We start from the raw sequence: 14,028 nt of genomic DNA, 5'->3' as shown, positions 1-14,028 counted from the left end.
TCACCTCCCCCATCTTGAAGCAAAATCAAATTGCATTAATACTGCACATTCTTCAAATCTACATCAGTTTAACGCTGTTCCGTTCTAACCATTATAACAAAGTTTCGCCATTTTCTGTATAATCCATCAAACATATTAAACCTTCTCCCATTCCCGATTCCGTTCATAAAGTGAGCTAGTAATAATACGGTCCAGCAGCTGCGTAAAGGTTATGCCTGCTGCAGCTGCACTCTTCGGAAGCAGGCTGTTAGCAGTCATTCCGGGTAAGGTGTTTACCTCCAGTACATAAGGTACATCCTGACACAAAATCATATCGACCCTTGCATACACCTTGCACTGCAGCAGCCGATAGCTGACAAGTGCCGTCTCGCGCACACGCTGCTCGATAACGGGAGGAAGCTGGATTACCTTCTCCTCAGCGCCGCCGATCTCATATTTCGCTTTATAGTCAAACCATTCAGAATGAGCGGAGCGAATTCCGATGATTGGTAATACCTCGCCATCCACAATTGAGCAGGTAAGCTCCGTTCCTTGAATAAAAGGCTCAACTAAAAGCGTCTGATCCAAACCGCAAGCCTCCTGAATAGCCGAGTGAAGCTCCATCTCATTATGCACAAGCTGGATGCCGATGCTGGATCCTCCCATATTCGGCTTCACAATAACGGGGTAACCCAACTGCTCTACCGCTTGCTGATCATAATCGTCCCTTCCCTGCCAGCAGAGACCTGCAGGCGTATGCACCCCTGCCGACTTCAGCAGCATCTTGGACAGCTGCTTATTCATGCACAGGCTGCTTGCCAGAACACCGCTCCCTGTATAGGGAATGCCTAGTGTCTCCAGCGCTCCCTGCACCGTGCCGTCTTCTCCATATTGGCCATGCAGCGCCAACAGTGCAAAATCGATGCCTGCGTGCTGAACCTGTGCGATTAAATCCGCTGGCTGATCAATCGCAATTGGAACCACTTCATAGCGGCTGCGGTCCAAATGATTCAGCATCTCTTGACCTGTCTGCAGCGAAACCTCACGCTCAGTGGAAGTCCCTCCCATAATAACGCCTATCTTCATCATGACCCCCCATTTTCTTGAAAAATCATAGTGCAATTACAGGTTGTTCTTATGACCACATGCCTTATGAAAGTTACGCACCTGTTGGCCTATGATCTGAATCCCCCGCTCGATCTGTTCATCGGTTACTCGGGAAAAACCAAGCCGCAAAGTATTCGTCCCTTCACCTTCTTGTATAAAAAACTTGTCTCCAGGTGTATATATAACCCCTTGATTTATGCATACTTCAAGCAACTGGCGCGTATTTACGCCTGACGGAAAGGTAAGAAACACATGTAAGCCCCCATCGCCAGATAGTTGCGCCTCAGAGAGATGGGTTTCACAGCATGCCTTTGTAAGCTCGTATTTGCGCTTATACTCCATACGTGCTCTTTTTACATATTTCTCAAAATTTCCATTGAGCAGATATTGATATAATATCGATTGGTCGATCGTTGAGGTATGAATGGTGCGCGCCCGCTTAATGCTTTCCAGAGTGTCAATCAGCGCTCGATCTCCAAGCACCCAGCCTACTCGCAAGCCAGGGAACAGCACCTTGGAGAAGCTGCCTATATAGATTACTCCGTTCCCTCGCCCTGCTGTTGCTATTAATGGCGCAATATGAGCTCCTGAATAGCGCAGCTCCTCATTAAAACCATCCTCAATCACCGGAATCTGATAGCGCATCATTAAATTCATTACAGCGCTTCGCTTTGCTGGCGACATGACAATGCCTGTAGGATTGTGATAGGAAGGAGTCAAATAAGCGAGATCGAAGCTATTTGTCTGCTTCTGCAATACCGCTTCAAGCTGATCTACATTAATACCATCCCGCTCCATTGGAATACCGGTAATCTCAAAACCTTGTAGTTTTAAATTTTTGATCGCTGTGTGATGGGTTGGATTTTCACAAATTACCGTACCGCGGCGCGCTGAAGGGCGGAGTGCCGACAACACAATGTCAAAGCCTTCTGTAAACCCGCTTGTAATCAGTATATCCTTGCCGCTTATATCGACGCCCTTATTCTCCATATATCCCATCAGGTAATCGATCAGTGGTTTGTAACCCTTGGCATAGCCGTAGTTGAGCAGCACCTGCCCTTCGATTGCCATCCGATCCATAAAGGCTCGCCTTACATCTCCCAGATCAAACAGCTGCTCATCCGGTGCGATGCTTGTAAACGAGATGGTTCCTTTTGGGGTGCGAATGCCCTGCTTCATCATATCAAGCTCTGCAGCCGATACAGCGTACTTGCTCATTCTTGTCTTCCAATTAATCTGCCAGGCGAAGGAGGCGTCAGACCCTCCGTTATCCACAGCCAAACGGCCCACCATAGCGGCCACATAGCTGCCTCTACTCGGTATCGTATACGTAAATCCATCGTCCTCCAGACCTTCATAGGCTGCAATAACTGTATTGCGACTCACCTTGAGCACACTGCTCATTTCTCGTGTGGAGGGTAGCTTCTGATCCTTATGAAACGTCCCTTTTATAATTAAACGTTTAATATATTCTTTTACTTGTATCGCGACCGGACGGTCACCAACAAGCTTAAAATCTTGGAACATGGTTCATCGCCCTCCATCTACAATGATGGCACAGGTAACAAAAGAAAAAAAAGAACCACCGCCCCGGACTTTTCATCCTTCGATGGTTCCTTCGATTTTATTCCAGCACCTCCGCACCATAACCGTGCCCCCAGATGGTTGTTTACCCAAAGATTATCTTATTGACTAATCTCGAAATCCTTAATGGTTGCATCCGGTTTTAAAACTTTATTTTGATCCAGCTCAGATAACGGATCACCATTTCTAACCTTCTTTATCCAATCATGATTTGCAAATGCCCCTTTCCCGCTTGCCTTAATTGCATGAAAATAACTTCGGCCTCATCCTCTTTTCCTGACCATTTATGCTGATAATCATTAACCTTAGCCTGAGAAATTCGAATGCCTACTGTAAAATCGGGACCAACGGCTTGGCGAATTGCAGTAGCCACTTCAACCAAGAGTCGTATCCGGTTTTCAATGGATCCACCGTATTCATCTGTTCGACGATTCGTATAGTCCCTAAGGAACTAATCAAGCAAATAACCATTTGCTCCATGGATCTCCACGCCATCAAATCCTACGCTCTTCGCACGAACGGCTGAAGCAACAAATCCACGGATGACTTCCTCAATATCTTCTTTCGTTGCAGCGATCGGAGTAGAAAACGATTCAGCACCACCATAAAAAGCTAGAGGTTCACCCTTTGGAAGCACTTCTGACGGAGCTAGATTTTGGGACTTGAATCGATTTCCTTGTGATAAGGCTCCTGCATGCTCAAGCTGCACAACAATAGAAGAGCCTGCTGTATGAACAGCATCCACCACTTTTTCCAAGATGTGGTTTGCTCCTCATTCACTAAACTAGGCTGATTAAAATAACACTGGCTATACAATTCGTCTGTATATGTTCCTTCTGTTATGATTAGACCAAAGCCCCCACGAGCGAAAGAGGCATAGTAAGCCGCGCCATTTGATCAGTGGCTAATCCTTCCGATGTAGCACTGATACGTGTCATTGGAGCTACGCCTACACAGTTAATTAACACGTTATTACCTATCTGCACGCTCTTAAACAATGTATTTAGTTGTCCCAATTCACATCCACCTCTAACATTAGATTCATTCGTAACACATTCAATACTTGATTTATGATCATCGAACAAGTACATTATAAACCGGTAAAATTGATGTTATCGAACGATTAATTCAACAAAATTGAACTGTTATTAACGAAAGACGTGGACGTATGGAACTTCGTTATTTGATCACATTAAAAACCATTGTCGAAACAGGAGGATTTAAAAAAGCAACTGAACACTTGGGTTACGCTCAGTCTTCTGTCACGACACATATTAAGGAATTGGAATCTGAGGTCGGCAAGCCCATCTTTGATCGCTTAGGTAAGAAGGTGGTTCTAACCCATCACGGTCATCAGTTTCTCCCTTATGCACTTAAGATCATAGAACTCTACACTCAGACACTAACGACCAATGATGAACCTACCGGCAACTTGACATTAGGAATCTCAGAGTCATTAATGATCTGCCGTATTCCATCCTTGCTTGTTGAATATAGACAAATGTATCCCAAAGTCAATCTTTCTCTGAAATCTTTGGATTATCAAGATGTCTCTCATGCTGTTCAGACCGGTGAGATTGATTTCCTTGTCGCCTTGGAGAAAGAAGGCTGGGGAGCTAATGTGTTAAGAGCGGTTTAGGCATCTCCATGGTTCCTTTTTTCTCCGTTAAAGAGGAACTAGAACATAACAAGCTTCAGGGTGAAGAGGTTGGACCAGACTGTCCTGCAATATCAACATATTTGGCATATCACAAAGATAAATGGCTCTCACCTGCTATGAAGGAAATGATCAAGTTCATTAAAAAACATGCGGAGAAATGGGTCTAGTTTCCTGTGAGGGTGATATCATATGTATTTTGTAGTTATAAATTGTTCTTCTCTGTATATTGACATATCGCAAGTGACTTTCAGGGTCTTATATATCATGATGTACTATTTTAGGAGGAACGCAACCAGATGGATATTTGTTACTGTTATCACGGCAAACAAGTTTGTGAACCCAGCTATTCATGGGGACCCGGCATCAAAGGACAATACAAAATCATGTTTATCCATGCGGGTAGAGGCGTTTACCAGATTGACGGTAAGACCTTTCATCTTCAGCAAGGCGAAGGATTTATCGTATACGATAACATTCTTTGTTACATGGAGGCAGACCAAACTGATCCTTGGATTTATTCTTGGATAGCCTTTTCGGGTAACGGGGTTATACCTCTATTCGAGCAGGCGCACATTTCTCCCCTTCATCCCGTATTCAGGTACTCCCCGTTGTTTTGGTTTGATTCTTATTTGGAGGAATTTTCCGCCTGCGACGTGAACCACAGCACCAGTGAACTGCGAAGACAGAGCATTTTGTTCAGGTTACTTGCCGATTGGATCGAAATGTTGGTTGCTACGAGTCAACTACTGCCCGAGGTACGGCCCAAAGACGCCTACATCCGTAAAGCGGTCGAGTTTATTCGAATGAACTATAACCAAAGAGTTTCCATTTCCGAGGTCGCACACATAGTTGGCATTGATCGTGTCTATCTGTCCGTTCTTTTCAAGGAAATTCTTAATGTTTCCCCTCAGCAATACTTGTTGAACCTCCGGATGGACAAAGCAAGCGATCTGCTGGACAATTCGCAGCTGTCCATCACGGAAGTCTCCTATTCTGTTGGCTATAGCGACCTGCTGCTGTTCTCCAAAATGTTTAAAAAAGTGAAGGGACTTTCTCCATCACACTTTCGCGCAAGGCTTAAAAGAGACAGCTTAATGGGTCTTTCAAGCCTTGACTGATTTGTTCGTTTAATGAATCGTATTGTTGCTCTGACATTACCAGGGGACATCCCCGATATTATGCATAACCTGGTCGATCTCTTGAAGATCCGCTGCTGATAGCGGATCCGCATGTACTGCTAGCACGTTTTCCTCAATTTGACCTACACGGCTTGCACCGATTAGCACCGAATCGACGCCGCCTTCGCGTAGCGCCCATGTCAACGCCATTTGCGGTAGCGTCTGACCGCGGCGCTTCGCGATCGTCTCTAGCGCACGGAATTTGTTGATCCGCTCCTGAGATACGGCCTCCGGTTTCAGTGTGCGCTGGCCTGTTTTAAACTCAGTTTCCAGCTTATCGATGTATTTTCCCGTCAACTGTCCGCGACCAAGCGGGCAGAAAGCCACTGTGCCGGCTCCCACTTCAGTCAGCACGTCCTGCAATCCGTTCTCAATCCACCGGTTCAGCATGGAATACATAGGCTGGTGGACGAGCAGCGGTGTACCAAGGTTCTTAAGGATCATAGCTGCTTGCTTCGTTTCCTCCGGTCCGTAATTGGATAAACCGACATACAGTGCTTTGCCTGATTTTACAGCATGAGCAAGCGCTCCCATCGATTCCTCTAATGGGGTATCACCATCGGGACGATGATGGTAAAAGACATCGACATAGTCGAGTCCCATTCGTTGAAGGCTGCGGTCCAGGCTTGCAAGCAGGTTTTTTCTCGAACCCCACTCACCGTACGGACCAGGCCACATATAGTAGCCAGCTTTAGTTGAAATAAACAGCTCATCCCGATAAGGTGCAAGGTCTTTTTTTAAAACGTGTCCAAAGGTCTCTTCGGCCGATCCGGGAGGCGGTCCGTAATTGTTTGCCAAATCAAAGTGCGAGACACCAAGATCGAAGGCGCGTAATATCATTGCACGACTATTCTCAAACGGTTTGTCCCCTCCAAAATTTTGCCACAAGCCGAGCGAAATGGCCGGCAGCCTGACGCCGCTCCGTCCAATCCGCCGATATTTCATTTGTTCGTATCGATTTTCTTGTGCGATATAAGTCACCTGATTTCATCCTTTCTCATTCCTAGCGAAATGCTGACCTCCCACGTACCCGCTTCTTATTTTTCATTTCATGCCTCCCTCAAGACATGTCATAAGGTTGAGGACTTAACCTTAGGCAGCTCAAGTATATCTAACAATTCTTATGTATTGGAATGTCACTGTGATAAAAGTACATGTCATAATGTTATTAGATAACAGGACAGCTCCTAAAAAAGAAGCCAAGAGCGAGTAATGTGCTCTTGGCTTGCTTGAAAAGGCGCTGCATTCGACTTTGGATTTATTCTGCCAGCATAAATACCCTTGAATAGTTTCTCTAGAGGAATTTGCTCGCTTTCCCGATGGTGCTCTGATATCCGACCGAAGCCAGTCTTCACATGTCGTTTACCAATAAGTTCGTGTCAATGTAAGGGCTAATTCTTGGTTTGCTTTTCACCTATTTTTCGAATTTGTATCCAATACCAAACACGGTAGTAATCAGATCGCTTGCATCCAATTTCTTGCGAAGCCTTTGTATGTGTGTATCAACAGTCCGAGTATCGCCGACAAAATCATATCCCCATACAATATCCAGCAGTTCCGAGCGTGTGAACGTTTTGCCTCGGTGATTTATCAAAGTCATAAGTAAATCAAACTCTTTCGGAGTCAAGTCAATTGGAATACCATTTTGTTTGACAAGATGTTCCTCGACAATAATTTCGATTTGTTTAAACCGAATTACTTTACTCTCCGTATTTTTTCCATTGTTTGCTTGATCTACCCTCCGGAGGATTGTCCGAATCCGAGCAATAACCTCCCTTAAATCAAAAGGCTTTGTAATATAGTCATCCGCGCCGAATTCAAGACCAAGGATTTTATCGGTGATATCCGATTTCGCGGTAATCATCAAGATCGGTATGTTATAACTTGCAGTTACTTGTTTGCAAATATCTAATCCGCTTTGATCCGGCAGCATCCAGTCAAGTAGCAAAAGATTAGGTTGAAATTGTTGAAGTTCAACCATCCCCGCTGCACCATTTGCCGTAGTTCGCGTTTCAAACCCCTCCATTGAAAGTCCGTATGATAATAAATCTGCTATTGGTGTATCATCTTCAATAATGAGAATTTTTGCTTTATTCATCATAACCCCCGTCTTCTCTCGTTAATCCGCGATATCATAATGTTAATGATTAGTTAGGGAATAATCAACTCGGAACATAATACAGTAATCTTTGCACCTTGGACTGCAGTTCATGAAAACATCAGCCGTTTCTGGCGTTTTGTGTCACACAACGAAGGATGCCTATTTTATAACAAAGAAAAACAACCTTGCTCCAGTCCGAGGACTAAGATAAGGTTGCACTTAAAAGGAGGTTTTACTCAATTCCTCGCTTGATGAGGGTGACGAACTCTTCTCTTACCAGTTGTCTTTCAAAATTTTAAATTATATGTCCTCGCAGCTGTAGCCTTATTTTTCCCAACTACAAAACACGGTACTTCATGAAGACCTGTTAGGAATGTGTTATTGCAGCGTCACGTTGTCAACGTAAACGGCTGACTTACCGCTGCTGTTCTCCGAGGCAAGAAATTGTACGCCGATTTCCCTAACATCGTCAAGATTAGGTACAGATGTAAGGTTGAACGACAACGTCGTACCTCCAGACGAATTAATCTTGACGGCTTTGCCAGCATACCAAGCCCAACCTGATCCTGTCTTGGCATAAATCTTGGCATGGAGTCCGTCACCTGCGGAGTCCCAAGATGCATGTTTGACGGTCGCGCTTAGCGTGGTCTTACCACTTAGGTTGCGGCTTTGTGAGAGAAGCAGGTAGTGCTGAGAATTGGCAGACATGATGATATCCGCTTTAAGAGAATTACTGCCCTTGGATGACCACTCGTTTACGCTCCATGGACCATCGGATATATTCGAACCGGTCCAACCCTGCGTACTACCCTCGAAGTCATATAATGTGTTTGCGCTACTGCCACCGCAAGCCGCATTCTGCCTCCACTCGGCATATGGAGCGTGCCCAGCTAAAATGCTTTTCAGATAGTTACCTCCTGCTGTGAGACTCCCGTTCGTATTGAAAATACTGGCGCCTTCTGTCTTGTCATTAATCGCCCAGTTGGCCCATGACAGGTTATTCTGGTTCATCCAGTCAAGCCATTGGTTCGTGGAATCGTAATTAATGCCGCCGTCGCCATCCGCGTTAACAAAGCCCATCTCGGTAACAAACAGCGGGATACCCTTGCTCATTGCGTAGTTGGCTTTGTCCCGGAGCGACTGAAAATGAGATCCAGCGTAAAAGTGTAATGTATAGGCGATATTACCAGAGGATGTAATGGGGTCGTTCGCTGCCTGATCTACACTCTGAGACCAGAACGGCGTTCCAACGACAATCAGATTGTCGGAATGTTGACGAATGGCCGGGATGACTTGCTCAGCGTAACTTTTGATTGTCCCCCACGAGACTTGGGTAGGTTCGTTATATATCTCAAAAATGACGTTATCATAGCTTCCGTATTCCTGCGCCATCCGGCTGAAGAAACTTTTGGCAGCGTTGACGTTGTTGTGCGCGTCATGTGAGTGCCAATCGATAATGACATAGATCCCTTTTGCGATTGCCGCATTGACCACGTCACGAACTTTGGACTCATCGGCCGTGTTATACGGATTTCCGCTGGGGTCCACACCATATGCCGCTCTTACGATCTCTACTTGAAATTCATCCACCATCCGATTCACCGTGGTGGTATTCCAAAATGGACCGGACCAGTTGCTCCAGAAGAAACTCGCCCCTTTGACCATCATCGGCCGATTCGTTTTGGAGCCGTTAATCTTGTTTCCACTTGCTTTCATTTCACCGAAATAGCTTACAGGGTTTGCGCAGGCAGCTGCAGAAGCAGGCGTTGCAGGTATGACCGCTTGAAAAAGCAGCGTTAATAAGCTGAACAGTAGGATCATGGTTAACGACTTAGTGAATGAATTGAACGACATTTTCATAATTCTCTTCTCCCTTTAATATGGCATGGTTACGCGAAAAATTTCGGCAAGTAGCCCCGATATTCATCAGCATATCGGCTGGGTTCAAGAACAGTGACAGTATACATACTTGTTATCGAAAACGTTTTAGAATTCAATACCAATTTTCTAGTTTTATATCTTTCACAAAAAGTATAAATTTATTGATTTCAAAGAAGAATATGAAATTTGATCAGTCGGCATCAAGTTCTTAGCATTTAATTATCGAAAACGTTTTCGGTAATTAAGCTGAAAATGTTAGTAAAACCTCCTGCTCCCATAGATTCAACCATTAACATCTCCAAGCTTGCATTGGGTTTACAACATATCGCCCTACGTCTTCCGGGTCATCACCTTCTTTCAAAATCATATCTCTTCTAGTTTCCTCCCCTCTGACGCAATATGAGGCTTTCCCTTTTGTCCATAACTCGGGAATGAAACAAGAACGAGCAGAAGAATGTTTGATTCAAGGAAACTTATGTTAAGCGCTTACATCATAATTAAAATACAATTTGTTTTTGTGTTTGTCAATTCTTAAAAAACTATTCCTTATACTGTCCTGTCGAGTCTCGTACAACCAGATCTGCCGGGATAATCTCCGTCGGCGGTGAATAATCGGGATTCTCAATCATTCGGATGATATGCTCTCCTGCTTTCATTCCCATTAGAGTAATGTTCTGATTGATCGTCGTAAGCTTAGGCATGGTCAGCTCCGCATAGAACGTGTTGTCAAACCCAACGACGGAAATGTGCTCAGGTACTCGCTTTCCGATTTCGCGAATTGCTTCGATCGCACCGGTCGCCATATAGTCTGAAGAGCAGATCACGCCGGACGGTGCTTCCGGAAGCTGTAGCAGGCGCTTCATCGCCTTATATCCACCTTCAATGCTGTATTCCTCTACCTCAACGTATTTGGCATAGTAAGGAAGATCGTTCGAGCGCAGCCCTTCCTGATACCCGGAAAATCTCGTTTGACCAACCAGACATCCCAAATCCCCGGAAATAAAGGCGATGCGTTTATGTCCAAGTTCCACCAAATGCTGAACACCTAAGTAAGCACCTCTGCGATTGTCGGCTGTTACATAGCCGGTTCTAGGTCCCAGCAGATCGGTATCAATCATCATCGTCGCATCTCAGCCTGAAGCAGATCCAAAAAATTTTGATTAGTTCGATCGACACCAAACATGACAACTCCATCTACATTGCGGCTGATGCAATGCTTAGTGAAGGTATAATCGGGATTGCTAAGATTCGGTGATAGAAAGAGCAGGTCATAACCGCTATCTTCAAGAGACTTTCTTAACCCATCAAGAAGCTCCGAAATAAAAGGATTCGTGAAGAAATCCAGCAGGAACATCCCGACCGTCCAGGAACGCTTTTTCACGAGGCTTCGGGCAACCACATTCGGCTGGTAGTTTAGCAATTCAATCGCCTTGTTTACCTTATTCCTCGTTTTGCTGCTGACATCTGAATAATTATTAATCACTTTGGATACCGTTGCCACTGATACCCCTGCTTGTTTGGCCACCTCATGGATAGATGCCACTACACTCACCCCAAACCAAAATAACGAATTCACACACAGTTCATAACCATTTACTATATATTATACGCGATGCTCAGCCTCATAGGAAACGTTCAGTAATATCGAATAAACAAAAAAAAGTCGCCAATATGGCGACTTCCAAGCGTATATGTTTTTGTCCATTGATAACAGTGACAACAAGTTTACCCTTTTCTTCTTTGTGCATTTTTAACTTCCTTTGCTTCTAGTTGATCTCCAAATAGTCAATGTATGCATCCCATGTTCCGTTTTCAGCTGTTAGAACGAGCTCAATCTCTTGATTTCCGGCTCCATGGCTGACATTGGTTAGAGTATAGACCGCGGGATTGCTCCCGCCGAAGTAGAAGGTCCCCTTTGCCTGTCCACCGATTTTTAGGTCGACTCTGGCCATGTTGGAATTACTTGAAGCACCACGGAGTGAAAAATGATGGGTGCCGCTCGCAAAATATTGCGTGTACTTCACCAAATCATTGTTAGAATATAAAGCAACTCCGTTGAACGGCAAACTGATATTCCCGGTGTACTGACCGCCTTTGGTCATACTCTCGACTTCCACTTTTGTTCCTGCGCTTGGAGGAAATGTAGAGCTGTCAGGTGCCACCGCGCGACCGGTGGTCGGCGAGATCATGCCAGAGCATAGGCTACGGCTCTTGAGATTTTGTGCAATCTGCGGGATCGCTTGGAGCGTCGTCTGGTACTGGTCATGCATAAGGAGCACGTCGCCGTTTTGCAACCTGTTCGCAGACGCTACGATTTGGGCCGTAGTGGCACCGTTCCAATCCTGGGAATCAACGCTCCACAGCACTTCAGTAAGAGCATTTTGGCTCTCGATGGATTTCAAGGTCGAGTTGGTCGCACCGTACGGCGGACGGAACAGCTTTGGTGCAGTTCCAGTAATCGACTGGATCGCCTGCTGCGTCCGTGTGATTTCTGACGACATTTGCGAGCTACTCAACGTAGTCATATCCGGATGCGTATAGGAGTGGTTACCGACCCACATGCCTGCGTCCGCTTGGTCCCGTACCAGAGACGGACTATTCTGCGCGTTCTGCCCGATGTTGAACATCGTTGCGCGCAAACCGGCCTGCTTCAGAGCCGCAAGCAGTTTTGTCGTGTTACTGGTATTTGGGCCATCGTCGAACGTCAAACCTACGTAACCGTTCGCGCAACTCGCATCGGCAGCACTGGCGACAGACATCATCGGTACGGAGAACAATGTACCGATAAGCATCAGAGCCATTGTGCCTTTTACTAGCTTTGCTTTAAGCATAAAAGTATCTCCTATTCATATAGTATTTGTTTTCACCAAGATTTGGACTGAAAGATTTTCCGTTTGCATTCCCCTGCTCTGCTACGGGTTTAATTGCCAAAAACAGCCACGCATCTATTAATTGTAAACGTTTACAGATAGTATTTTATCATCGAATTCTTCATATTTAACCTGCAAAGAATTAACCTTATACTATAAAATGTTTAGTTTTTTGTATAAAAAAGCTGACATCATGATGTATCAATGTCAGCTCTATAAAAATTATTATTTCCTATTAATGATCCAAGGAAGCCTTTTCTCCCTTGAACACGATCATAAAAATGGCACCGCCTGTAATTACTACAGCTAGAAGAAGTAACGTTAAATTGCTGTATAAGTATGCTGCAACGTCAGTAACGATTGGGAAAATAGAAAAGTTGAACCTCAGCTGTGTAAGCAGTCCGCCTACAACTGCGATACCGATCCCTTCCGCCAAAAAGCAGGAAAAATTCAAAAAACCCATACCTGAACCTGATTCGTCAGCACTTAGCGAGCCTGCCACAATGGTTGAGATGACCGTTTTGACAAAGGATAGTCCACCAAAAATCAAAACCAATGCTCCTGAGATGATCCAGGGGCTACGATCGGCAAAAAGTGAAACGATTAAAAGACCCGACCCCAGAAGCAATAACCCTGCAACCATGACCAAACGAGCTCCCTGCCTATCGACCAAAGAACCGCCAACGATCCCGAAAAGAATCACGCTAATCGTTCCTGGAAACAGAACACCGCCTCCAATAAGGCTTGTCGACATCTGGTGCACTTCTCTCATCATATAAGGGACCATAGACATAAATCCTGCAACGGTTCCTAGAAGTATTCCACCTACAAATACGCCGACAATAAATCTTCTCCTCTTGAATAAAGCTGGTTCTATGAAAGGTTCCTTAGCTCTTCGAATTCTCAGCACAAATCCTATGAAAAGAATGACACTGATGTTCAAATACCACCATTCGTAATGTGTCGTAAATAAAGTGAACGAAACCGTTCCAAGAACAAAAAGCAGGCCTCCCGGAACATCAAGCCCACCTTTTTTCACAGGTTCGTCAGAGAGCGTCCGTAAGAAAAACGGTAGTGTGACTAGCGTCATCATGGGCAGGAAAAACAGATAGGACCAATGTACATAGTCCGCGATCCAGCCTCCAAGTATAGGACCAAAACCTTCTCCCAAGGCAACGGTCGATCCAATCATACCAAAAGCTTTTCCTTGATGCTGCATTTCGATACTTTTGGTGACGATGACCATAATCAGCCCAGGGACGGCAGAAGCACCCGCTCCTTGGATAAATCGTGCAACAAGCAAAATCGGAAACCAGGCATGAAAAAGCAAGCCAATTAGCGATCCCCCGCCGTATATCATCATACTGATGAAAATCAGTTTTTTTACGCCGTAAATATCCGATATTTTTCCGTAAACGGCCGTTCCTACGGCAAAAGAAAGAATGAAGCTGGTATTAACATAATTTGCAGCGGATGGCTTAATTCCAAATTGAGCGGCAATGTCGGGCAACGATACGTTGAACACCGTCTCATTCAATACGCTGAAAAATGCAAGCACGCACAGCCAAATCAAAGAATTAGGAATACGTTTCTCAATCGATTTTTCCATTATGCAAACCCTTAAAAATGCCAGGGATTACGCAGTTTATAGGGCCAGTGATGCGTTAT

At 45.0% G+C, this 14,028-nt stretch carries 9 protein-coding genes and 3 pseudogenes; 2 read left to right on the top strand and 10 right to left on the bottom strand.

Annotated features, from left to right (window positions below):
• Positions 1-135: 135 nt before the first annotated feature.
• The 4 genes and pseudogenes from C400_RS0110230 to C400_RS28565 all read right to left on the bottom strand — a co-directional run bounded on the left by C400_RS0110230 (position 136) and on the right by C400_RS28565 (position 3,686).
• Positions 136-1,065 carry a D-alanine--D-alanine ligase gene (locus C400_RS0110230; protein ID WP_017426893.1) on the bottom strand — a complete coding sequence of 310 codons (930 nt, stop codon included), beginning with the start codon at positions 1,063-1,065 and terminating at the stop codon, positions 136-138.
• A gap of 36 nt (positions 1,066-1,101) precedes the next feature.
• Entirely contained in the window at positions 1,102-2,613 is a 1,512-nt protein-coding gene (locus C400_RS0110225) for an aminotransferase-like domain-containing protein (RefSeq protein ID WP_017426892.1), read from the bottom strand.
• A 253-nt stretch (positions 2,614-2,866) separates the two neighbouring features.
• Positions 2,867-3,379: pseudogene (locus tag C400_RS28570) on the bottom strand (oxidoreductase).
• A 136-nt stretch (positions 3,380-3,515) separates the two neighbouring features.
• Positions 3,516-3,686, bottom strand: coding sequence for a hypothetical protein (locus C400_RS28565; protein ID WP_155764922.1), 171 nt, complete (start codon positions 3,684-3,686; stop codon positions 3,516-3,518).
• A gap of 152 nt (positions 3,687-3,838) precedes the next feature.
• Here C400_RS28565 and C400_RS0110210 point away from each other — a divergent pair.
• A pseudogene (locus C400_RS0110210) lies at positions 3,839-4,497 on the top strand (LysR family transcriptional regulator).
• Between the two features lie 129 nt (positions 4,498-4,626).
• On the top strand, positions 4,627-5,448 hold the full coding sequence (locus C400_RS0110205; protein WP_017426889.1) for a helix-turn-helix domain-containing protein: 822 nt from the start codon (positions 4,627-4,629) through the stop codon (positions 5,446-5,448).
• 36 nt (positions 5,449-5,484) lie between these two features.
• Here the strand turns inward: C400_RS0110205 and C400_RS0110200 are convergent, their stop codons facing one another.
• From C400_RS0110200 to C400_RS0110170, 6 genes and pseudogenes are all read right to left on the bottom strand, one after another.
• A complete protein-coding gene (locus C400_RS0110200; protein ID WP_017426888.1) occupies positions 5,485-6,489 on the bottom strand; it encodes an aldo/keto reductase in 1,005 nt (334 codons plus the stop codon).
• 433 nt (positions 6,490-6,922) lie between these two features.
• A complete protein-coding gene (locus C400_RS0110195) occupies positions 6,923-7,606 on the bottom strand; it encodes a response regulator transcription factor (RefSeq protein ID WP_025364861.1) in 684 nt (227 codons plus the stop codon).
• Between the two features lie 381 nt (positions 7,607-7,987).
• Positions 7,988-9,469 carry a glycoside hydrolase family 5 protein gene (locus C400_RS0110190; protein WP_016818773.1) on the bottom strand — a complete coding sequence of 494 codons (1,482 nt, stop codon included), beginning with the start codon at positions 9,467-9,469 and terminating at the stop codon, positions 7,988-7,990.
• 560 nt (positions 9,470-10,029) lie between these two features.
• Positions 10,030-11,033, bottom strand: a pseudogene (locus C400_RS0110185) (LacI family DNA-binding transcriptional regulator).
• Positions 11,034-11,256: 223 nt separating this feature from the next.
• Entirely contained in the window at positions 11,257-12,321 is a 1,065-nt protein-coding gene (locus C400_RS0110175; RefSeq protein ID WP_017426884.1) for a polysaccharide deacetylase family protein, read from the bottom strand.
• 274 nt (positions 12,322-12,595) lie between these two features.
• Positions 12,596-13,969, bottom strand: coding sequence for an MFS transporter (locus tag C400_RS0110170; RefSeq protein WP_016818770.1), 1,374 nt, complete (start codon positions 13,967-13,969; stop codon positions 12,596-12,598).
• Positions 13,970-14,028 lie beyond the last annotated feature (59 nt).

This window comes from Paenibacillus sp. ICGEB2008 (assembly GCF_000307675.1).
Classification (GTDB): Bacteria; Bacillota; Bacilli; order Paenibacillales; family Paenibacillaceae; genus Paenibacillus; species Paenibacillus polymyxa.
The sequence above is the reverse complement of the archived record's forward strand: the minus strand, read 5'-3'. Positions and strand labels throughout refer to the sequence as shown.